The organism is Nocardiopsis sp. NPDC006198, assembly GCF_040613895.1.
GTDB classification, from domain to species: domain Bacteria; phylum Actinomycetota; class Actinomycetes; order Streptosporangiales; family Streptosporangiaceae; genus Nocardiopsis; species Nocardiopsis tropica.
The window spans coordinates 387,272-407,898 of the sequence record NZ_JBEXSY010000001.1; the positions used below are offsets into that span (position 1 = coordinate 387,272).

24 protein-coding genes and 1 pseudogene are annotated in these 20,627 nt (G+C 70.0%); 10 read left to right on the plus strand and 15 right to left on the minus strand.

Annotated features, from left to right (window positions below; all coding sequences use genetic code 11):
* Positions 1-15: 15 nt before the first annotated feature.
* Entirely contained in the window at positions 16-444 is a 429-nt protein-coding gene (locus tag ABZ234_RS01650) for a hypothetical protein (RefSeq protein ID WP_355010580.1), read from the plus strand.
* 375 nt (positions 445-819) lie between these two features.
* Positions 820-1,380 (plus strand): hypothetical protein, encoded by a 561-nt coding sequence (locus tag ABZ234_RS01655; protein ID WP_355010581.1) that lies wholly within the window; start codon positions 820-822, stop codon positions 1,378-1,380.
* A gap of 384 nt (positions 1,381-1,764) precedes the next feature.
* Here the strand turns inward: ABZ234_RS01655 and ABZ234_RS01660 are convergent, their stop codons facing one another.
* A complete protein-coding gene (locus tag ABZ234_RS01660) occupies positions 1,765-5,214 on the minus strand; it encodes a tetratricopeptide repeat protein (protein ID WP_355010582.1) in 3,450 nt (1,149 codons plus the stop codon).
* Between the two features lie 49 nt (positions 5,215-5,263).
* Positions 5,264-5,602, minus strand: a complete 339-nt coding sequence (locus tag ABZ234_RS01665) for a trypco2 family protein (RefSeq protein WP_355010583.1) — start codon at positions 5,600-5,602, stop codon at positions 5,264-5,266.
* 521 nt (positions 5,603-6,123) lie between these two features.
* On the opposite strand from ABZ234_RS01665, the gene ABZ234_RS01670 reads away from it, so the two are divergent.
* Positions 6,124-6,528 (plus strand): hypothetical protein, encoded by a 405-nt coding sequence (locus ABZ234_RS01670; RefSeq protein WP_355010584.1) that lies wholly within the window; start codon positions 6,124-6,126, stop codon positions 6,526-6,528.
* Positions 6,529-6,793: 265 nt separating this feature from the next.
* Here ABZ234_RS01670 and ABZ234_RS01675 read toward each other — a convergent pair whose 3' ends face one another.
* Both ABZ234_RS01675 and ABZ234_RS01680 read right to left on the minus strand, forming a co-directional pair.
* A complete protein-coding gene (locus ABZ234_RS01675) occupies positions 6,794-7,264 on the minus strand; it encodes a hypothetical protein (RefSeq protein ID WP_355010585.1) in 471 nt (156 codons plus the stop codon).
* A gap of 289 nt (positions 7,265-7,553) precedes the next feature.
* Positions 7,554-8,357, minus strand: a complete 804-nt coding sequence (locus ABZ234_RS01680; protein ID WP_355010586.1) for an SDR family oxidoreductase — start codon at positions 8,355-8,357, stop codon at positions 7,554-7,556.
* A 97-nt stretch (positions 8,358-8,454) separates the two neighbouring features.
* Between ABZ234_RS01680 and ABZ234_RS01685 the strand changes: the two genes are divergently transcribed.
* On the plus strand, positions 8,455-9,249 hold the full coding sequence (locus ABZ234_RS01685; protein WP_355010587.1) for a helix-turn-helix transcriptional regulator: 795 nt from the start codon (positions 8,455-8,457) through the stop codon (positions 9,247-9,249).
* A gap of 93 nt (positions 9,250-9,342) precedes the next feature.
* Here the strand turns inward: ABZ234_RS01685 and ABZ234_RS01690 are convergent, their stop codons facing one another.
* From ABZ234_RS01690 to ABZ234_RS01720, 7 genes and pseudogenes are all read right to left on the minus strand, one after another.
* On the minus strand, positions 9,343-9,969 hold the full coding sequence (locus ABZ234_RS01690; protein ID WP_355010588.1) for a TetR/AcrR family transcriptional regulator C-terminal ligand-binding domain-containing protein: 627 nt from the start codon (positions 9,967-9,969) through the stop codon (positions 9,343-9,345).
* Between the two features lie 106 nt (positions 9,970-10,075).
* Entirely contained in the window at positions 10,076-11,536 is a 1,461-nt protein-coding gene (locus ABZ234_RS01695) for a hypothetical protein (protein WP_355010589.1), read from the minus strand.
* 124 nt (positions 11,537-11,660) lie between these two features.
* Positions 11,661-11,978, minus strand: coding sequence for a hypothetical protein (locus tag ABZ234_RS01700; protein WP_352986370.1), 318 nt, complete (start codon positions 11,976-11,978; stop codon positions 11,661-11,663).
* Between the two features lie 13 nt (positions 11,979-11,991).
* Positions 11,992-12,318 (minus strand): hypothetical protein, encoded by a 327-nt coding sequence (locus ABZ234_RS01705; protein WP_355010590.1) that lies wholly within the window; start codon positions 12,316-12,318, stop codon positions 11,992-11,994.
* Between the two features lie 140 nt (positions 12,319-12,458).
* Positions 12,459-12,632: pseudogene (locus ABZ234_RS01710) on the minus strand (BldC family transcriptional regulator); the annotation flags it as partial.
* Positions 12,633-12,822: 190 nt separating this feature from the next.
* Positions 12,823-13,050, minus strand: coding sequence for a hypothetical protein (locus tag ABZ234_RS01715; protein ID WP_355010591.1), 228 nt, complete (start codon positions 13,048-13,050; stop codon positions 12,823-12,825).
* Positions 13,047-13,532 carry an ATP-binding protein gene (locus ABZ234_RS01720; protein WP_355010592.1) on the minus strand — a complete coding sequence of 162 codons (486 nt, stop codon included), beginning with the start codon at positions 13,530-13,532 and terminating at the stop codon, positions 13,047-13,049. The genes ABZ234_RS01715 and ABZ234_RS01720 overlap by 4 nt, the downstream gene beginning before the upstream one ends.
* Positions 13,533-13,806: 274 nt before the next feature.
* Between ABZ234_RS01720 and ABZ234_RS01725 the strand changes: the two genes are divergently transcribed.
* The 3 genes from ABZ234_RS01725 (at position 13,807) to ABZ234_RS01735 (ending at position 15,270) form a co-directional block, all read left to right on the plus strand.
* The gene (locus ABZ234_RS01725) at positions 13,807-14,628 is read left to right on the plus strand and encodes a helix-turn-helix transcriptional regulator (RefSeq protein ID WP_355010593.1); all 822 of its coding nucleotides are present in this window, start codon (positions 13,807-13,809) and stop codon (positions 14,626-14,628) included.
* On the plus strand, positions 14,612-14,794 hold the full coding sequence (locus ABZ234_RS01730; RefSeq protein WP_267944936.1) for a DUF397 domain-containing protein: 183 nt from the start codon (positions 14,612-14,614) through the stop codon (positions 14,792-14,794). The genes ABZ234_RS01725 and ABZ234_RS01730 overlap by 17 nt, the downstream gene beginning before the upstream one ends.
* A 260-nt stretch (positions 14,795-15,054) precedes the next feature.
* Positions 15,055-15,270: a DUF397 domain-containing protein gene (locus tag ABZ234_RS01735; protein ID WP_355010594.1), complete on the plus strand. Its 216-nt coding sequence runs from the start codon at positions 15,055-15,057 to the stop codon at positions 15,268-15,270.
* Between the two features lie 194 nt (positions 15,271-15,464).
* Here the strand turns inward: ABZ234_RS01735 and ABZ234_RS01740 are convergent, their stop codons facing one another.
* Complete coding sequence (locus tag ABZ234_RS01740; RefSeq protein ID WP_355010595.1) at positions 15,465-16,439, minus strand: WYL domain-containing protein; 975 nt, start codon at positions 16,437-16,439, stop codon at positions 15,465-15,467.
* A gap of 84 nt (positions 16,440-16,523) precedes the next feature.
* Between ABZ234_RS01740 and ABZ234_RS01745 the strand changes: the two genes are divergently transcribed.
* A complete protein-coding gene (locus ABZ234_RS01745; RefSeq protein ID WP_355010596.1) occupies positions 16,524-16,925 on the plus strand; it encodes a RidA family protein in 402 nt (133 codons plus the stop codon).
* 198 nt (positions 16,926-17,123) lie between these two features.
* Here the strand turns inward: ABZ234_RS01745 and ABZ234_RS01750 are convergent, their stop codons facing one another.
* From ABZ234_RS01750 to ABZ234_RS01760, 3 genes are all read right to left on the minus strand, one after another.
* Positions 17,124-17,426: a hypothetical protein gene (locus ABZ234_RS01750; RefSeq protein ID WP_355010597.1), complete on the minus strand. Its 303-nt coding sequence runs from the start codon at positions 17,424-17,426 to the stop codon at positions 17,124-17,126.
* Positions 17,427-18,295: 869 nt separating this feature from the next.
* Positions 18,296-18,526, minus strand: a complete 231-nt coding sequence (locus ABZ234_RS01755; RefSeq protein ID WP_355010598.1) for a hypothetical protein — start codon at positions 18,524-18,526, stop codon at positions 18,296-18,298.
* A 232-nt stretch (positions 18,527-18,758) separates the two neighbouring features.
* Positions 18,759-19,121, minus strand: a complete 363-nt coding sequence (locus tag ABZ234_RS01760; protein ID WP_355010599.1) for a hypothetical protein — start codon at positions 19,119-19,121, stop codon at positions 18,759-18,761.
* A 383-nt stretch (positions 19,122-19,504) separates the two neighbouring features.
* Between ABZ234_RS01760 and ABZ234_RS01765 the strand changes: the two genes are divergently transcribed.
* Together ABZ234_RS01765 and ABZ234_RS01770 are read left to right on the plus strand one after the other, a co-directional pair.
* Positions 19,505-19,702 carry a hypothetical protein gene (locus ABZ234_RS01765; protein WP_355010600.1) on the plus strand — a complete coding sequence of 66 codons (198 nt, stop codon included), beginning with the start codon at positions 19,505-19,507 and terminating at the stop codon, positions 19,700-19,702.
* Between the two features lie 261 nt (positions 19,703-19,963).
* A partial coding sequence (locus ABZ234_RS01770; RefSeq protein ID WP_355010601.1) for a histidine kinase occupies positions 19,964-20,627 on the plus strand: 664 nt, incomplete at its 3' end.

Below are 20,627 nucleotides of genomic sequence, written 5' to 3' on the forward strand. Positions count from 1 at the left end.
TACGGTCGTCGGGTGATGCCGACGACGCGACGCGAGTGCCCGCTGCACGGAGCGGGGGTGGACCCCGCGCGTCTGGTCGGGCGCCGCGTGCGGCAGGTCATGGCCGCGTGGCACGCGCGCGCCGACCAGGCTGCGACCGACCCGGTCGAGGTCTGGCTCGTCGACGACCTCGGCGACGCCGTCCACCTGACGACCGGCTCCGACTGGTGCCTGGTCGTGGACGACGCTGCGCCCCGCTCTGGTTACGACATGGGCGAGCACGGCACTGTGGAGGTCGCACCGTGGACGCACGGGTCGCCGTTCGTCCGTCATGCGGGGGAGCCTGTCGTCGCGGTGCACGAGAGGTTCGACTCCTACACCGGCCGTGTCGGCCTGGAGATCGTCTTTCCGACCGGCAGTGTCGAGTACGAGAGCTGGTGCGGGGACCTGCGCCCAGTGGGCTGACCGCCAAGGGGACGCCCCCGGTCATGGCCGGTGCGGGTCACGGGACGGGGACCGTTCCCGGGAACGGTCCCCGTCCCGGGGACGGCTGTCCCCGCCTACCTCCGGCCGGCCCCGGAATCCCTGAGGTCTTCGAGCAGTCGGAGGTCATGGCCGAGAAGGCCGACAACCCCACCCCGCTCGCCCCGGTTTCTGGGATGCCGGGCAGGATTCACAACTGCGGCCACTCGATGAGGGGCTCTGGCCGGGGCGGGGCCGCTGCGCGACGGTCGCCCCGGGGGTAGTCGGGAACGGCAGCTCGTCAGCCCGCAGGCCTGGGCAGACAGCCCTGCGACCGAAAGCGCCGAGACGGCCGCGCAGGGAGAACGGTGATGATCGGTGAGTAAGGTGCGAGAGCTCGTTGGGCTTCTTCGAGAGGGCGCGCGGGGAGGTGTTGCCCCCAACCTATCTGAGTACCCTCTTTCTGGGCTGCCTCCGCTTCCCTCCGACTACGTCGAAACCATCGTGGAAATGGGATCCGGGTTCTATTTCGACGACAAGTTGAGCGTGCTCCAACCCAGGGTGGTGTGCCAAGAAATCAGACAGAACCAGGACGACCTGGAAAGAATTCATGAATCGGAAGGTGTTTACTTCCGCGATGGCAAGTTGGTCCATCATTGGGAAATTTCCCCGGGTGATGACTATGTCAGGTTCTCCGATCTCATCTGCTGGGCCCTGGAAAATTCTGGGAAAAAGATTTTCTGGGACTCTTCGGGGAATCCGGATCACTGGCAGGTGATCGCCACGGACTGCTCTGTTTCCTGGGTGCGGCATGAGGTCCCGTTCAGCGAATATCTCTACGGAATAATTTCCAGGGAGCTTTTCTGTCCTGTCTTCACCAGGCCCTCCTGGCCGCGTGGAACGGTGAGCGGCCTCGAGCTGCATGGAATAGTTCGCTGACCTCCGGCGACTCTTCGTCGGTGCCGTCATCGCCCTGATCGTGGCTGGGCAGGGGAGCTGTGCCTGTCGGCCGGGTCGGAACAGCGCCCGTTCTCCTGGTCGAACGAGTTCGGGAAGGCGGTCGGTTCGTGAGGTGGGAATCCCCGGGGACCGAACGGCGGCGCTCCCGGCACAGGCGGCAGGCCGTGGGAAGTCTTCGGCCTGGGACACGGGGCCGGGACGTGCCGGATCGGCTCCGCCTTCCCGCGGCCACCAGGCATGGGGCCGGTCGCGGAGAAGGAGCGCGTCAGGTAAGCGGCGGGAGGAGTTCCCGGAACACACCAGATCCTCCACCGCGCCCGGTACGAGACAGTCGTGTGATGAGGGGGTGCGCTGTCCGCCGACTCAGGACGCATCACCCGCTTTTTTCGGGTTGCCCAACTCCAATTTAATGCGGGTGGACTCCTCGAAGTAGGCGAAAGATTCCGTATGGCGCCCCAGAGCGACCAGGATCCGACCTACACTGCCCAGGGATTCGGACAGGCCGGACAGGTGAGCCTCGGGGTGCTGATCCGCGAGGTCGAGGCGGATATTGACAGCTTCACCGATGACTTCGAGCCCTTCCTCTGCGCGCTTCAGCATCTGCAGGCGACCGGCCTGGTCGTGCAGGGACGCCGCCAGGTCGGGCAGGTAGGCCTCCGGGTCCTGCTCAGCCAGGATGCGGCGGATGCCGACGGCCTTGGTGATCGCTTCCAGGGCTTCCTCGAGTCGGGCCAGTTCCCCCAGCTGACCAGCTTGGTCGTGCAGGGACGCCGCCAGGTCGGGCAGGTAGGCCTCCGGGTGCTGCTCAGCCAATGCCTCGTACTGACGGACGGTTCGAGTGGTGGCTTCCAGGACTTCTTCGTCCCGTTCCGGGTCGGCCAGGGAACGGTGGACACCGACGGCTTCGGACATGACGTCCAGAGCTTCTGAAACCCGTCCCAGTTTCGTGAGGATATTGACGTGGTAGTCCAAATAGTCTGCGAGTTTGGGCAGGTGGACGTCGGGGTGCTGCTCCGACAAGGCACGGGTGATACCGACAGCTCGGGTGATGGCCTCCACTGCTTCTTCGTCCCGCTCCAGAGCACTCAGATGGCCGGCCTGATTGCCGAGGGCGAGGGCGAGGTCGGAGAGGTAGGTGTCGGGGCGCTGCTCGGCCAGAGACCGGTAGTGCTCAACGGCTTCGGTACCTGCCTCGAGCGCTTCGTCGACCCGCTTCAGGGCGTTCAGGTAGATGGCCTGGTTGCTCAGGGCCATGGCGAGGCTCGTCAGGTAGGCGTCGGGGCGTTGTTCGGTCAGGGCCCGGTAGTGCTGTACGGCTTCGGTGCTCGCCTCGAGCGCTTCGTCGACCCGGCCCAAGGCGCGCAGGGTGAGGGCCCGGGTGTTCAGGGCGAGGGCGAGGTCGGAGAGGTAGGCGTCCGGGCGCCGCTGGGCCAGGGCCCGGTAGTGCTGTACGGCTTCGGTGCCCGCCTCGAACGCTTCCTCGAACCGCTCCGAATCACGCAGGGTGAGGGCCCGGGTGTTCAGGGCGAGGGCGAGGCCGGAGAGGTGGGCGTCGGGGCGTTGTTCGGTCAGGGCCCGGTAGTGTTCTACGGCTTCGGTGCTCGCCTCGAGCGCTTCGTCGACCCGCCCCAGGGCGCGCAGGGTGAGGGCTTGATTGTTCAAGGACCCGGCGAGGTCGGACAAGTGGGCGTCGGGGTTCTGCGCTGCCGGCCCCCGACGCACCCCCACCAGGCATGCCGTCAATCGCTCGGCCCAGACCGCCAACCGCTGGCTGGACAGGGGCAGGGCGTCGCTGAGCCGTCCGAGGACCTCGGGCGAGGTGTCGGGGTCGTCCGTGACGTCTTCCAGCGCTCGGAGGAGCGGGCCGGGGTGTTCCACCTGGGTGGCCACGTCGACGACCGCCGGGCCCAGTGTGTGGATGTGGCGGGTGCACAGTGCGCTCAGGTGCCCTTTCACGGCGGACAGGGCGGGGTGGGCAGCCGCGCGGGCGTACAGGGTCACCAGGCGTTCGGCGTCCGCGGTGGCGACGGTGTCCAGGTGGGGGTCGAACAGGGCGGGGTCGCGCTGCAGGCGCTGTCCGAGGAAGTACTCCAGCAGCCGGTCCGGTTGCAGGTGCCCCCACATCCGCTCCCCGTCCGCGGGGTACAGGCCGCCGGCCCACAGGCGGATCTGGTGCCTGCGGGCGGTGCTCTGCCCTTGGAGCACCGCCGCGCTCTCCAGGAGTTCGTCCGCCTCCTCGACGCCGGCGGGGGCGAGGGTGAAGACCAGGGCCAGCACGTCGCGCAGCGGTTGCGCCAGGTCGGCGTCGCCCAGGCCGTAGGCGGCGGCGCTGTGGTCCCAGTACCGGAACTCGTGGGCCAGCACCCGCCCCTCCACCGCGGTGTCGGCGGTGACGGCCGTGGGGTCCTGGGTGGCGTCCAGCAGGTCGGCCAGGGCGCGCATGTGCACGCTCAGCACGGTCTCCCACTCGGGCCCCGACAGGTCCGGGTCGGCCAGGCCGTCCGCGACCCGGGCCCAGTCTGCCGGGCGCGGCGTGCGGGCCGTGGGCAGGGCCTCGGCGAGGTGGCCCAGGGCGGTGCGGTACTCCCGGGCGCGCTCGGTGGCGCGGGGCGCCAGCGGCGGTAGCGGGAGCTGCACGGCCAGGTCGGCCAGCAGGTGGCCGGTGGCGGTGTTGACCTGGTCCCACCACTCGCCCAGCGTGCGCACCAGCAACAGCAGCCGGACGGGGGCGTGCCCCGGCGGGCGGTCGCACAGCTGGAGCAGGCGCACGAGCTGCGCGGTGCGGGTCTCGGCGTAGTCCACCACCACCAGCAGCGGGGCCGTGGCCTCCTTGACCGGGCCCAGTTCCTCGACGGTGGCGTCCTGCCTGAGCCACACGGTGGCCCACCGCCTCCCCTGCGGGTCGGGCTCGGCCAGACGTGCGGTGAGTTCGTGGGCCAGGCGGGTCTTGCCCTGCCCGCCGGGCCCGTGCACCACCGCCGCCGTGAGCGGTTCGGTGCCCTGGCACCACTCCAGCAGGGTCCGCATGGTCTCCTCACGGCCGTGGAAGTCCACCACCTGCCGGTGGGCCTCCAGCAGCGCGGCGGGGGAGGGGCGGTGGTGGGCGCGCGGGGTGTGGGCCAGGTGGGCGAGTTCGACCGGTTCCAGCACCAGGGGCACACCGTGCTCGGCCAGGACGGCCCGGAAGGCGGGGTCGTGGTGGAGCACGTAGGCGGGCACGACCTCCAGGGCGGCGTGGTCGCGGTGTTCGGGGTCGGCGGCCACCACGCCCACCACCAGCTCGCCGTCGCCACAGCGCATCGCGGCCCCGGACAGGCCCGCCCACAGCGAGCGCCGCTGCCCGGTCCGCTCCTGTTCCCGGACCTCGTGGGGGAGCCAGCGGGGCGGGTGGGCGCTCAGGTCCATCACGTGCCGGTGGTTGACGTAGTGGCTGCCCGGGGCGACCGTGCCGGCCAGCTGGGCGGTCTCCGCGGCCCGGCCCGCACGTTGCACCAGGTCGGGGAAGCCCCACACCTGGCAGGGGGTGCCGGGGGTGGTGGTGACCAGCCTTCCCCACCTGGTGGTGACCGGGTGCTCGGTCCAGTCGGGATCGGTGACCTCCACCAGGGCGGCGTCGTCGTGGCTGTGCGGGGTGCCGCGCCAGACCACCTGCCCGGCGCGGGGCCGGTGGTCGGTGGCGGTGTGCACCTGGACCCGGCCGCCGACGTCGGGGACGGTGTGGGCGCTGGTCAGGACCAGGCGCGGGGCGATGAGGTACCCGGACCCGGTGCTGGTGGGGGTGGTGATGAGGGTGATGCGCTGGGCGGTGTCCAACAGGTACTCCGGTCGCTTCTACGGACCCCGCGCACGGGGGAGTGGGGGCTCAGCGGCTGAAGGCCGGGGGAGGGGTGTGCTCACCGGAGTCGCGGCGGGTGCTGCTGATGGACACGTCGCCGCCGGGGATCTTCCTGGGGTGCGGGGTCAGGGTGAAGGACACCCGGTGGGTGCGGGTCCGGCTCGCCCCGGCCTCGACCTCGCCGGAGGCGATCCACGCGGAGAGCTTGCCCTTGGCCTTGCCGTCGACGCGGAACTGGACCTCGAAGTCCATCTGGATGGGGCCGACCTTGAAGGCGATGTCGGGGCTCTGGGCCTCGGCCTCCTCGACCGCCTCGGTCAGGTCCTCGCGCAGGGTGCGGACGGCGTCGGTCAGGCGGATTTCCACGTGGGCTCCTCGAAGGGCGGGGGAGAAAGGACGATCCCACGATCGCAGAACCCGCGCCGTGGCGCGGGCGCCGGAGGGGTGTTTGACCGTATGCGGCCAGTCCTCCTCCTTCCGGTCGGCGGTGGCTTGAGGCCCAGGTCGGTGTTGCCCGGGTCCTTCCGAGTCCGTCACCACCGGATGGCCTCTCGTGACGCCGCCGATCACGGCTGGCGCCGTTCGGGCAGTCGACCCCGGGCTGACCGTCGCCCATCGCCTGGCGTGAGACCGCCCGGACGGCCGTTCGCGGAGGTGTCGGCCGGTGCAGCCCGGGCCCGAGAGTGTCGAGCACGAACGGAGTACGCTCAGGCCGGCGCGGCGCCCGATGGCGTATGACAAGGCCTTGGCCGACTGCGGATCGCCCTCTGGTGCGGCTGGCCGACAGGTGGCCTCGTTCCCTTTCGCTCGGCATGCGCATGATGATTGCCACGCCGACGTGGTGTCTCGCGGTTTTTGGCCCTCGTCCTTCGTCTGGAGTCTCGTTCGTGGTGTATGTACTGAATTCGCTCCTGGGCCGTCTCGTGGGTTGTCGGCTGTACTCGGTGCAGTTCGTCATGGACTACGTCCAGTTGTGGTTCTACAGCGAGACGTCCGACGACATGCCCTTGCTCAACTGTGACGTCCTGCCCCAGGTGGTTCTGGACGGGCGGCGGTTCACCCTTGAGGAGTGCGGCTGGGCGGAGGCGCTGCGCGCCCTCATCGGCCAGCACGTGATCGCCACGCAGGAGAAGACCGGCATCGGGATCAAGGTCGACTTCGACCGAGGTGCGATCCAGCTCCATCCGACCGAGGGCGAACTCGACGGTCCGGAGATCGCCATGCTCAGCGGCTTCGAGGATCGCAGTTGGATGGTGTGGCGGCCGGGCGAGGAAGCGTTCGAGGACCTCTAGCCAGGACGCGAACAAGTCGTTCCCGGTCCTGGGCAGAACATGGGAAAGGTTCGCGTATCGGAGCCGCTTCCCGCCGCGCGCACAAAGACATCGTGGACCCTGGTGCGCAACATGAAACCGTGAATTGCCTGGTTCTGCCGGGGGCATGTTGCACGCCCCCGATCAGACGCACTGACCGTGGAGATCGGTGACACCCGCACTGATCGTCCGGGGGCGTGGCGCTCCCCGACGAGCAACCCCTCCCCGAGCCCGGAATGCCGCGGCGTCACAGCGGTTCGGCCAGGCGGACGACCCGGTCGGCGCGGACGTCGAACCCCAGGACGGGGTGGCCGTGGGAGCCCTCCGGTTCCATGAGAACGGGTTTGCCCAGGCGGCGTCCGATGGTCGCGAGGAAGTGGCACAGGACGTCCAGCCGCTCCTGCCCCTGGAGTTCACGCAGGTCCACGTCGAAGTCGATCTCCTCCGGAGCGCAGAAGCGAAAGATCGCGAGTACACCGCCACTCGGCCACACCCGCAACTCCGCCAACCCGGTGCGCGACAGCGCGGTGTGCGCCGGTCCAAGGGGCACCACGGCATTGCCCTCGGTGTACCGGTGCCGCCATCCGCGCTCGACCACCAGTTCCAGGAAGCTCTGCCAGTCCCGCACCGAGGTGTCGGGAACCCGCAGGTCCGGCAGCGAGCCCATGAGGTGGGGGTCGAACAGGTCCTTCACTTCGTCCCAGAGCAGAGCGGTCATCCGCCCATGCTGACACCCGGCGGAGAGGTACGGAGCTTCGGCCACAGGACGGCGAGGGTTCGTGCCCGGGGGTAGGACCAGGGTCGATTTTTGCTCCACTCCGACCACACGGTGCAGACCGGGGTCTGTCTGCCTACCTGCGACGGCTCGTGCCAGCGACCCGGACGCGCTCGCCCAGCGGTGGGGCGAGCGCGTCGGGGTGCGCATCGGGAAGGTACGCGGCGGGAGAGGCCTGTGCAGCGGGACCGTCCGATGCTCTCCGGCCCGGCGAACCCTTCCCGCCATGGCGTCAGATGATCTGCTCGGTCGGGAGGATGGTGATCTCGGTCAGGTTGACGTGCTTGGGGACCGCGCTCATGAAGGCGACGGTCTCCGCGACGTCCGCGGACGACAGGACGTCGATCTGGTCGATGAGGTCGGCCATGAGCTTGCTCGCGGCCGGGTCGGTGACGTGGTCGGGCAGTTCGGTGTCGACCATGCCCGGCTCGATCGTCGCCACTCGGATCTTCTTGCGGCCAAGCTCGGTGCGGAGCAGTTTGGAGAGCTGGGTGACGTAGGCCTTGGTCGCGGAGTAGACCTGGAAGCCTTCCAGGATCCGGACGGCGGCGATCGACGAGGTCATGACGAGGTCGGCGCTGCGGCCGTCGGCGGCGGCCGATTCCAGGGACGGCACGAAGGCCTGGACGGTGTTCATGACGCCCTTGACGTTGAGGTCGATCTGGGCGTCCCAGTCTTCTGCGGCCAGGTCGGTGATGCCGGAGATGAGCTGCACGCCGGCGTTGGCGAAGACGAGGTCGACCCGGCCGAGTTCGTCGGCGACGCGGTCGGCCGCCGCGAGGACGGCGGCGCGGTCGGTGACATCGGTCGGCAGGGCCAGGGCGCTTCCGCCGCCGGCACGGATGCGGTCCTCGACCTGGTTGAGCCGGTCGCCGCGACGGGCCACCAGCGCCACCTTCGCGCCGAGTTCCGCGAAGCGCAGGGCGGTCGCCTCGCCGATGCCGCTGGAGGCGCCGGTCACCACGGCGACACGTCCGGCGAGCGGGGTTCCGGAGATGAGCTGGGCGGCGGGCTGGGTGTTCTGTGCTGTGTTCATGTCGGCCAGCATGCGACCGGTTCCGCCGGATCGGGGGGTAGCGATACGGCCCCCCAGCGGTCCGGGGGCCTCCCTTGCCCGTCGGTAGGCTCGGGACATGCCACGCAGCGAGTTGGGCGAGTTCCTCATGACACGCCGTGCCAAGGTCACTCCCGAGGCCGTCGGAATGCCCGCGGCGGGCGAGCGCCGCGTCCCGGGCCTGCGCCGCGACGAGGTCGCCGCTTTCGCCGAGGTGAGCGTCGACTACTACCGCCGCCTGGAACAGGGCAAGGAGACCCGCCCCTCGGAGGTGGTCCTGGCAGGCCTCTCCAAGGCGCTGCGGTTGACCGGGGCCGAGGAACGGCACCTGTACGCACTGGCCGGTACGGCGCGCAGGCTCGGAGAAGAGGCCACGGTCCAGCCGGTGCCGGCCGAGCTGCTGAGCCTGATGGACTCCTGGAGCGACTCCGGCGCCATCGTGCTGGACCCGGTGCTCGACGTCCTGGCGCTGAACGCCCGGGCGCAGGAGCTGTTCTCCGGTTTCGAGGAGACCGCGAACCTGTTGGATATGGTCCTGCTGGACCCCGAGGGCCGCCGGTTCTTCGTCGACTGGGAGGCCTCCGCCGAGGCGACGGTGGCCAACCTGCGTGCCAGCGCCGACTTCGCCGTCGCCCCCGCCCGGCTCCGGGAACTGCTCGACCGGTTGGAGGCCGAGAGCCCGGAGTTCCCCGGCCTGTGGGCGCGCCACGACGTGCGGCCCAAGACCCACGAGACGAAGGTGTTGCGCCACCCCGCCCGGGGTCTGCTGAGCATCGACTTCCACGCCTTCGACGTCGCCAGCGTGCCCGGATACCAGCTCCTGGTCTACCGGGAGAAGGCGGCCGAGGAGGGGACCGGCGCTACCCGGCACTGAAGGCCACGGCCGGGACGCCCGCCTCCTGTGCCGGCCGCCTCGCCACCGGAGGGTCGGTCCCGGCCGTCGGCGACCGGCGGGCCCCGTGAGGGGTCAGCTCACCGGATGCCGGGAGTCGTCGTCCGGACCGGTCCTCCGGGGAGGCAGCCCCACCGCGGGAAGGATGGCGTGGTCCACGATGCGTTCGAGGTGGGCGTGTGTGGGGACGTTCCCGGTGTCGGAGAGGTGTTTGAGGACCAGGGCCTCGCCTATGTCGACGACCACGTCGCTGACCAGGGACGGGTCGATGTGTCCGTGCTCCGCGTAGTGGGTCAGGACGGTGCGGGTGAAGCGCCCGCCCTTGGGGTCGAACACGCGGGTGTACAGGGCCTCGGCCAGTTCGGGGTGGCGGTCGCGTTCGGTCAGGATCGCGGCCGCGGCCCTGGCCGTGGGGGTGGTGGTCCACTCGGCCAGGCTGACCAGGGCCCGGACGAGGTCGCCGCGGAGGTCGTCGGTGCCGGGGGACACCGTCTCCTGCGGGAAGTCGTGTTCGAGGGCGTCGAGCACGATGTCGATGGGAGCGGACCAGCGCCGGTACAGGGAGGTGCGGGCGGTGCCCGAGCGCTGCGCGATACCCGCCATGCTCAGGCGGCCGACGCCCACCAGGCAGAGTTCCTCGACGGCTGCGGCGCGGATGTCGGCCAGCAGTTGTTCGGGGCCGCGGCGGCCACGGGCGGTCATGGGCGTTGTCCTCCCTGTCAGGGCACCGGCCCAGTGTAGGGCCGGTGCCGGGAGTGACCGGCGGGCCGGGCGTCCGTGGTGGTGGCGCCGGTCGGTGACGGTGTTCTCAGGCCAGGGTCGCCACGGTGGTGGAGAAGGGGCCCAGTTCCAGGAGGTCGCCGGATGCCGGGGCCCGGAGGGCCGGGCGGTGGGAGGTGGCGGTGTCCACATGGGCGGTCTCGTGGAAGCGAACCTCCCCGGTGAGGGTGACCTGGACGGGGTCGGGCCCCGTGTTTACCAGCAGGAGGCGGCGCCGGCCGTCGGAGGTGACGAACCCCTGGGCGTGCACGGGGGGCTCGGGGGACAGTTCGCTTCCGGCGCGGGTGGGCACGAGCAGGTCGCCGGGGCCGAAGTGCTCCAGGAGCAGTGCCAGGACGCGGTAGCGGGCGTTGGGTTCGCCGGTCTCCCAGTCCAGGAGGCTGGTGCCGGGGATGACGGTGGGGTAGCCCAGGAACTCGGCCACGCCCACGAGGTCGATGCCCAGCGCGGTCAGGCGGGACCACAGGTAGGCGACGAGCGCCCCGGCCAGGGCCCAGTACTGGTCGGGGATGTCGGGCTCGGCGGCCATGACGTCGGGGGCGAAGCTGCCGATCTCGTTGATGTGGGTGCGTGTGTGGGGACTGAGGCGCTTCTTGATGGACTCGATGAGGCTGACCTGGCGCAGGAACCCGTCGGCCTGGGCGAAGAAGGTGGTGTGCCAGGTGGAGAAGGGGGCGTTGGGTCGGCTGTCCACGGCGTCGGTCAGGGCCGGAGCGGCGTAGAAGTGGTAAGAGACGGCGTCGATCGGGATGCCGGGGGCGTGGTTGGCCGGGTCGAGGAAGTGCCAGAAGTAGTCGGGGTCGTCGGTGATGGGGCTCAGTGACAGCCCCACGAAGCGCATGTCGGGGTCCAGGGGGCGCAGGCGCTGGACGACCTGGTCGTAGAGGCGGGTGTAGGCGGCCGGGTCCCACTGGTGGCCCACGTCGGGTTCGCAGAGGACCTCCCAGTAGGCGAACCGGTGGCGGTGCGGGGAGGTGTGGCGTCGGCCGCGCTCGTCGGTGAAGCCGCCGCTGATGTACCAGCGGGCCATGCGCTCGAAGTAGTCCGCGATCTGGTTCAGGGTGGCGTCGCGCGGCTGTGTGCCCTGTTCGTAGTCCCATTGCGCGGCGTCGGGGTCGGTGCCCACCGCCACGGGTTCGGGGGTGTCGAACATCCAGGTGGGGATGGCGGCCAGGTTGGCGACCACCGGTCGGCCCCGGGTGGCCTCCATGAAGTCGTCGAGGAGGGGGTCCAGGTGCGTGAAGTCCCAGGAGGTCGCGTGGGCGGAGGGCGGTTCCAGCGCGGGGACGGCCAGGTGGGGGTGGGTCCAGAAGGAGAGGAAGCGTGTGTGGTCGGTGTTGAGCTCGCGCAGGGCGGCGAAGGCCCTGTCGTGGACGGGTGAACCGCGGCGCAGGGGCGGGGCCGTCCACAGGTGGGTGGTCAGGGTGGTGCGCGAGGTGCACAGGACGGTGTTCCAGTCCGCGTGCACGGGGATGGCGGGTCGGGTCATGGGTGTGTCCTCATGTCCTGGGCCGACGTGGGGCGACGACCGCTCGCGCACCACATTAGCTACAGATGTGTAGCTACACAACTGTATCTAGGAATGGGATTCGTTCGGGGCCGACGGCGTGTGCTCACGGTGTCCTCCCGGAAGCGGTCGAACGGCGCCCACCGATGAGTGCCTGATAGCTGCGCAGCACCGTGGCCAGGGCCTCGGTGTCGAGGTCGTCGACTCGCGTGCGCGCCTCGGCCAGTCGCCGCCGTGCGGCGGCGTACTCCAGGTCGGCGGCTCTGTGGCGCTGTTCGGCCGCGAGGAGTTCGAGGCGGGCGATCCCCGCCGCGGCGTCGGCGGCGCGCTGTCTGTGCCCGGCCATGATCCGGGGTGCGACGGCTTCGGCGCGGTCCAGGTAGCGGGGGACGGTGGGAGTTCCGTCGCTCGCCCTCGTGCTCATCGGGGTCCGTCCTTCACAGGCCGTGTCGGGCGCGGGCGTCGGTGATGCGCCGGATCAGGTCGGGCGGGGTCTCGGCGTGGACCACGGTCACGCCGGGGTACTGCGCCCAGAGCCCGTCCAGGTGCGAGACCGGGGTGGGGCGGATGAGGAAGCCCACGTACCAGCCGGGGTGGGCGCGGTCGGTCTCCTCCAGGGCTCGCAGGTCGGCGGTGACCTGGTCGGGGTCGGTGACGCGCAGGGTGGTGGGGGTGTCCTCCCAGGGACGGCGGAAGCTCACCGCGGGGCGGTCGTTCACCGTCCCTGTCTCGATGTGCCAGCCGGGTGCGGGGTCTTCGCGCATCAGTGCCTGTCCTCCTGGGTGCGCAGGGTGGTGATGAGGTCGCTGATGCGGGCGGCGGCGGTGGGGTCGCCGTGGGCGGTGGCCAGGTCGCGGACCTCTTCCAGGGCCAGCAGGACGGCGCCGTCGCCGCGCGGGGTGGTGAGCAGGGCGTTGATCTGGGTCTGGGGGTAGCGGCGGTGTCCGCCCAGGGTTTTGACGGAGGCGAGGCGGCCGTCTTTTTCCCAGCGGGTGACGGTTTTGGGTTCGACGCGGAAGAGGCGGGCGACTTCTGCGGGGGTGAGCAGGGCGTCGGCGTTCTCGACGAGTTCGGGCAGGGGTGCGGTGGGCACGTGGTTCTCCGTCAGCGTGTGTCGTCGGGGGTCGGGTCCGGTCCGGGGAAGTACGACCGGCCCTGGGTCTGAGGGGCGGGGCCGCCGGCCCCCCTTTTGGCGGCGGCCCCGCAGCCCGGTGCGAAGGCACCGGGCGGGAACCCCCGGGCGGATCAACGCTGCCCGGAGGGGGATTTCAGGGGGAGCGGCCGGAGGCGACCGTGCGCACCACGTGCCGCATCTGCCGGGACAGCCGGTCGGGATCCGCGCAGCGCAGCGGCGCCACCTGCGCGGGGCCGAGGTAGAACGCCACCCACACGCGCAGCGAGTAGGACCACATCACCACCCAGTACGGGGCATGACGGCGGGCCAGCGCGGCGGCCAAATCCCGCTGGTCGCGGTCGTGCCCGGGATGCCACCTCACGGGTTCTCGACCACCGCGCGCACCGTGAGCGGCCCCGCCCCGGCGCCCTTCCACGCCCAGTTCCACTCCCAGTACACGGCCAGGTGGTCCACCAGGTGCAGCCCCGGCAGCGGGCCCTGGCGGGGATCGCCCAGGCGCGGGTAGGGGATGACGGTGTCGCCCCGGGGGCCGTTGTCGGTCACGGCGACGCCGATCAGGAACGGGTTGACGTCGACGACCACCCGCACGGTCCCGCCGGGGTCCCCGGAACGGGAGTGTTGGCGGGCGTTGGACACGAGCGCTTCGGCCACCAGGAAGACCGGTTTCCTCGCCCGGCGGGGGACCACGGTGGGCACCCAGGCAGCCAGGGCGGTACAGCCGCGCTCGTGTCCCAGGAGGATGCCGTGCCGGTGGGGCTCGCTGAAACCGATCCGGTGCGGATAGGGCACCTTGGGTTCGGGGTTTACGTCTGGATTCGGTGTGGTGATGCCGGTAGGCTGCATTCGTCTCACCTCGGTAGTTCGGGGTGGGGCATTGAGCCTCGGAGACCGGTTGCGACGGTCGCCGGGGCTTTTGGCTTGCAACGGACTTTCAGTCGGACGCCTCCGTTTTCATCGGCATCCGCTGCTTCTCCGTGGCTCTACCTTGAACACCCGGCCGGTCCGAGCGCTAGGGACATCACTGACCTGTCACGATCTTGTGGTTTCGGTGAAGTTGGGAAGACCCATCGCCTTGAATGAGTCGACCTGGTAGATCCCCCGGTGTACATGGAGAGTCATGGACCGTCCCCCGAAGCCCGAGCTGATACGTCTTGGCCTCGTCATCCAGAAGACGCGTAAGAAGGCGAAGTTCACGCAAGTCCAGCTGGCAAAGGCGCTGTCGGTGGTGCCCTCGACCGTCTCTGCGTGGGAGTGCGGGACGCGCAGGCTCAGCGAGCAGAGCGCGCGAGATATCGACCGAGAGCTCGGTAGCTCTGGTGTAGTTCACCGGGCTTGGAAAGCCGCAAATGACGCAACTGGGGTTCCGGAATGGTACGAAGAGGTAGAGCAGCTCGAACGGAAGATCTCGGAGCTGCGTGAGTACCAGAACCAGATGATTCCTGGCCTCATCCAGACCGAGGCGTATGCGCACGCAGCGAACCGGGACACCTCTCCCGGCGCTAGTGAGGCCGAGCTGGAGGAGATGGTCAAGTCGCGGATGAGGCGACAGGCGATCTTGGAGACAGACCCGCCGCTGATCTACATGGTGCTGGAGGCGAACGCGGTGATGAGGGTCATCGGGAGCCGAAAGATTCTCTCTGATCAGCTCGGTGAAGTGCTGTCATTGATAGAGAAACGGGTAGTACGTCTACAGGTCGTACCGCCCAACCCCGGGTGCCACCCCGGAGGAGCAGGCCCCTTCCGGGTGTACTCGTTTCCGGACAAACCCATGGTGGCGTCGGCGGAGTATCAGCAAGGTGAGATTCTGATGGATGACAGTGGCAAGGTGCAGGCCTGTCTGTCGATTTTCAGCTCTGTGCAGGCAGAGGCGTGGTCGCCGGGCCAGTCAGCCGACTTCATCAGGAAGGTCAAGGGAGAACTCGATGAGTACACAGCGTGAGCCCGAGTGGCACAAGAGCAGCTACAGCGCGGCCAACGGAAGCTGTGTCGAGGTCGCTGAGGGGAAGAGCGTCCTCGTGCGTGACACGCAGAACCGGGAGTCGGGCCACCTGTCGGCCGGGGCTTCCGAGTGGACCGCCCTGTTGGCGGCAGTCCGAGGCCGGTAGGGGCACAGCACGAACCGGTCCCGCCCAGGAGTAGTGGGCGGGACCGGTTCCGTGTTCAGCGGGTTCAAGCTACCCCGGGGCAGAATGCATCTCCAGGACCAAAGCCCCGCTGTATCGGAAGCCGTAGACGTGAACCCGCCCCTGATGCACTTATCGGTTCCTGCGGACCGTGCTCCCGGTGCGGTCGACAGAGCGCCTACGACGCTTCACGGGCCGGTAGCCTCGCCCCCATGTGCTGTCAGAAGCCCGAGGAGGCCGATATGACGGTAACCCCCGGAGACGGGGCCCCGACCGCCCCCACCCCCGACGACAAGTGGCACAAGTCCAGTTACAGCGCTAACGGAGGAAACTGCGTCGAAGCTCGGGAGCACACCGGCGGCGCTGACGTCCGCGACAGCCAGAATCGAGAGCTGGGCCACCTCGCGGTGTCTGCCCGGGAGTGGGCAGCCTTGGTGAACGCGGTTCGCGGCCTGTAGAGCCCTCGCACGTGAAGAACAGCGCCCCGTCATAGCTGGTGACGGGGCGCTGTTCTCGTGTTCAGCGGGTTCAGGCCACTCCGGGCGCGGGGCACCTCGCCGGGGCTGAAGCCCTGGCACCTCCTGTGCTCCTCGGGAGCCGTGTCCTTCTGCCCCGCACACCCGCCGGGCAGCCCCGGGAGGGCGAAGACCCCTCAGGGGGACTCCCCGTAGCAGGCGGCGATCGCGGCGGCACGGTCCCGCAGAGAGGTGCGCAACCACTGCGGTGCCAGGGCCTCCGCGTCCGTCGAGAGCTGCCACAGCGCCCATTCGGCGTGCCTCGCATCCTGGAAGGCGACCTGCAGCCGCAGCCGGCCGTCCGCGTCGGCTTTTTCGGAGAGGACGGCCAGCGCGGTGCCCACCAGCTCCTCCCGCCGCGCCGGGTCCACCCGAACCAGCACGGTGACCTGGTCGCCCCCGGTGCGGAACCGCGTGCTGCGCTCCTGCCAGGCCCGGTCCAGGTCGACCCGGTCCGGTCGCCGCGCCGGTTCGTCGAGCTCCTCGGCGGCCAGGACCCGGGAGAGCCGGTAGGTGCGGTCCGCGCCTGACCTCGTGGCCAGCAGGTATCCCTGGTCGCGTACGGTGACCAGGCCGATCGGGTCCACCGTCCGCCACGTCGGTTCCCGGTCCGCGGCCGCGTAGTGGATGCGCAGCCTGTGCCCGGCGAACACCGCGCGCCGGATCTCGGACACCACGGTGTCGGGCACCTCCTCGGCGTCCAGGCGACGCGCGAGGAGGTCGGTGCCCGGGTCGACGAGCAGGCGCCGGGCCGCGTCGGCCGCGCTGGTCCGATCCTTCTCGGGCAGCGCGTCGACCACCTTGAGCACGGCCGAGGCGAGGGCAGAGCCGAGGCCGAAGGCCTGCGCGCCGCGCCGCGATCCGGCGATCAGCAGGGCGAGCGCCTCGTCATGGCTCAGACCGGTGAGCTCGGTCCGGAAACCCGGTAGCAGCGCGAAGCCGCCGTGCCGGCCGCGTTCGGCGTACACCGGGACGCCGGCCGCGGAGAGCGCGTCGATGTCGCGCAGCACGGTGCGGGTGGACACCTCCAGCTCGCGGGCCAGCGCGGTCGCGGACAGCCGACCGTGCCGGCGCAGCAGCAGGACGAGCGATACCAGTCTGTCGGCGCGCATACGAAAACCCTACGGGAATACATGACACAGGATGTCGTGATTTTTTGCGAGGCTTTCCCCATCGCCATACGAGAGGGGATTCCCATGGCACACGCCATCGTCAACCCGGACGGCCTGCACGACCCGGTCCCGTTCGGCTACAGCCACACCGCCACCGTTCCCGCAGGTACGGAACTGGTGCTCGTCGCGGGCCAGTACGGGTCGGGCCCGGACGGCGCGGTCGTCTCGGCCGACTTCGCCGAGCAGGTGAAGCAGACGTTCCACAACATCGGCGTCGCGCTCGCCGCCCACGGGCTCGGCCTCCGCCACGTCGTCCAGCTCAGGACGTACGTGGTGGACCACGACGTCAGCAAGCTCGGACCGATCACGGCGGCTGTGCGGGAGGGCTGGGGCACGGAGCCGCCCGCGCAGACCCTCATCGGCGTCGCGGGTCTGGCCGCCCCTGACGTGCTGTTCGAGGTCGAGGCCGTCGCCGCCCGGCCCTGACCCGCCACCCGCGTCCGGGCGCCCACCCGGACGCGGGGACGGTTCCGGGGCAGGGGGATGGGTGACACCTCGCTCCGGTGGGGAACCGCCTCGTGGGCGAGTGCACACGGCTCGTCTGCGAGGCGTCGTCTGTTCGCGTCGGCCCCACGCCTCGCAGTACGGGGGCGGTGAGGGAAAATGCCGGGCCAGGCGCGGCCTCTACTTCTCCGGCTCGGCCTTCGACCCGTGCCGGGTGCTGCGCCACACCCCCAGCAGCAGGGCCGCCCCGACCACGACCAACGCGATCGCCCACGACCCCACCGGGGCCATGGCCGTCCCGCACACGGTGGTCCCCATCCCCATGCTGGGCGCGTCCCCGTAACCGATCCACCCGAAGGAAGCGTTCACGCTGACCAGGGGCCACCAGCCCGCCCCGCACGGTCCGCCGGGAACCAGTCCGAGGGACACGCCCCCGGCGATCAGGGCGAAGGCCACTGTGCGGATGATCTGGACAGGGGACACGGAACTCTCCTCGACGCGGGGGGTTTTCACGTTGGACATTCTGGGGTACTCCCCGGTCGCCGTCCCCGGCGGGGACGCCTTTTCTTCACCACACGCAATGCACAGGTCGTCGGCCTCGCCGCGGTCCCGTTCCGCCACACCGCTGACTTCCTTACTACGGCAGGGGATAGTCCGCCAGAGGAGAATGGCACGATAAAGGTACTGACATCGGTCTTCCGGTTTCCTCGGTGACAGGGGAGGATGGGATCCTCGCACGCGACCCGAGCGGTGTCCGGCCTGGTCGGGGTCTTTTTCTGGCATCCGTGTGAGCGTTGCACGGAGAAGACATGACTTTCGCGCTTGTCGTCCCGCGGTGCCTTCCGTAGTGGTTCGTCTGGCTTGCGGGCAAGGGGCGAAGGTGAGAAGAGGGGTCGGGACATCTTCGGAATACGGTTCCCGCTGTGCGGCTGACTGAATGTACCGGGACCTCCCTCCTTCGTCTCCTGTCGTGGTTCGCTGATCAGGGCTTTTGCCTGTCTTCGGAAGGTCCGTCGGGTGGTTTGGTGCGGACGGCGACGGGGCGGCCGACTGCTTCCCCGAGCTCCCCGGAGCCCCCGTGCAGTGGCGGAACATCCGAGACCGGCCATGCCCGCCCCGCGCGGTCGGCGGGCTGGGGCGCGGGGGCTGCGCGATCATCCCCGGCGCCTCCTGAAGGCGCCGCCCCTCGCACCCTCCGGCCGATGTGCCTCCGGATTCCTGTCTCTGGCTGTCGATAATCTGCGGCAAACAGCCCGAGCTCAGCCCCGAGCAGCAGGCCGGGCTCCGGCGGATGCACGCCGGCGGCGACCACACGATCACCGACCTCACCGAGCTGTCTGCGAATGGCTCGATCAACCCGGAAGGGTAGGGCCGCCGTGCTGACGCAGGTCGCGGAGGGTGTGCTGATCCACCGCAGCGAGTTGCTCCAGAACAATGCCGTTGTCGTGCAAGGCCGGGCGGGTGTGTTGCTCATCGACCCCGGGCCTACCGGCGACGAACTGACCTGCCTTGCGAACGACCTGTCCGAGATGGGCCCGCCCGCGACCAGGAAGCCAACGGATGTGCCAGCTGTCGGGGCTCATCGTTCCGTTTCTACTCGGACCCCAAGTAGCCCCAGGGCCTACGTGAGTGACTGACTGTTACTGCACCACAAGATCAGTGCCAGAACCCGAACATGCCAGTGGGCGCGACCACGGAGACGTCAGCGGCTCAGCTCGGGCCGTCCCGACACGGCCCGAACCGGCACGTTCGGAACACGAGCCGACCCCCGCGACGTTTGGCGAATTCCAGCGCTCGTCACGGGGGCCGGTCCGGTCACGGCCCGAAGACCTCCAGGAGCCAGCCCACCGGGGCGTCCTCGGCGGAGTCGGAGGACGACTTCTTGACCCGGCCCAGGCTGATCTTCTGCGCGCCGGGGCGCAGCTTCTGGGCGACGCGGCCCCCGCCGGCGGGGACGTCGACGTTCGTGACGCTCCAGTTCGTGCCGTCGTGGACGGCCATCCGGACCTTGACGTCGGCGAAGTCCGAGGCGAAGGAGACCCAGACGTCGCCCCACGCCCCCGCCTGGTTGGCGCTGGGGGAGGCAAGCACGATGACGTGCCGGTAGTGGATGAGGGAGCCGTTCTCGTTGAACGCGAAGCCGTGGGGGATGCCGCCGAGCTGGAAGTTGTTGCTCACCATCGCTCCTTCGGTCCGGCCTCCGGCGCCGCTCAGCGAGCGGCATCACACCGGGGGCCGGTAGAACCCTGTGACCCAGGGTCATTGCCCATCGTGGCCTTGTGGGTGTGCCCGGCGGAAGCTTTCGCCGCGAACCTGTCCTGACCTGGCCAATTGTTCAGAAATCTCCTCCGGGCACGCCGTTGGCGTGTAACGCAGCGTGCAAACCAGGGCAGACAGCCACAGAACGGCGGGGTGCAGTACTTGACGGAGAACCGGGCGCCGGCGGCCACGCGCATGCGGCCCGGCCGTGCAGATGCTTCGCCTGCGGTGTCCGTACTGCGAGGGCGAAGCCGTCCTGACCGCGCGCCCTACCGGGGGCCGCCGTCAGCGGTGCCCGGCGCATGGTCGTGATCTACGACGTACAGGTGGGCGTTTCGGGGTCGCCGCACCACCTCACTCCGTCCCTGTCACCGCTCGTTCTCCAAGCGGTCCTGGCTGCGGCATTCCTGGTGTTCGAAGGGTGGTTGTGGCACGGAGCGAGCGGGTTGTTGGCCGACGCCACCGTCGAGGGCGGCCCCTCCGGCGCGCAGCGGCGCTGACCCCGGGGGCGGAGCGGCCTCGGCCCCCTGGCCCGGCGCGGTGTGGGGGAACCGGTGCCCCGGCCGGCCGCGGTCGGCGCAGGGCCGGGCCTCGGGAGCACCGTCGTGAGGACGGTTCCGACCGGGAGGAGAAGGCCGGTCGGCGGGGCAGTGCCCCGTGACCCAGCTCCGGGCGAAGGCATGACGCAGTGTCACTGGCGGCGCCGCGGGACCGGAAGAATACTGGGACGGACTCCACCGTCCGATCCCGGAAGGGCTCATATGAGGTCCGAGCGCACCGAGGCGACGCAGGGTCAGCTGCGCATGCTCAATCTCAACATCGTGTTCGCGTCGCTCTGCGCCATCGGGGCGCTCCTGATCTCGATCAACGCCGAGAACCCGGTGCACGCCGTCGTCCTGAGCGTGGGGGTGGCGGCTGCCGTGCTGGCGTCCCGGGGGTGGAGCGGGAGCCTTTCCTCCCGGGTCCCGCTCCTCTGCCTGGTCGCGGCCTCGGCCGTGTGGCTCGTGGGTGTGCTGGTCCTGGACGACGCGTCCGCGTCCTTCGGCATCTCCGTCGTGGGCACCGTCGTCCTCTTCCAGCTGCCGCGCCCGCGCCGGGTCGCGGCGGCAGTGGCGCTGGGCGCCTTCGTCGTCGCGGTGGTCGTGGCGCGGATGGTGACGTCACCCGGCGGCGCCCTCAACGTTCTTCTCGACCACGCCGTCCACTCCACCAGCGTCGCTGTGGTGGGGGTCACCCTCGTGTTCCTCAACCACCTGGTCTCCGGTCTGATCACTGAGCTGGAGGAGTCGAGGGAGCGCGAGGCCGAGCTGGCCGTGGCCCGGGAGCGGACGCGCTTCGCCAGCGACCTGCACGACATCCAGGGCCACACGCTGCACGTGGTCAAGCTCAAGACCGCGCTGGCCCGCCGGCTGGTGCGCACCGACA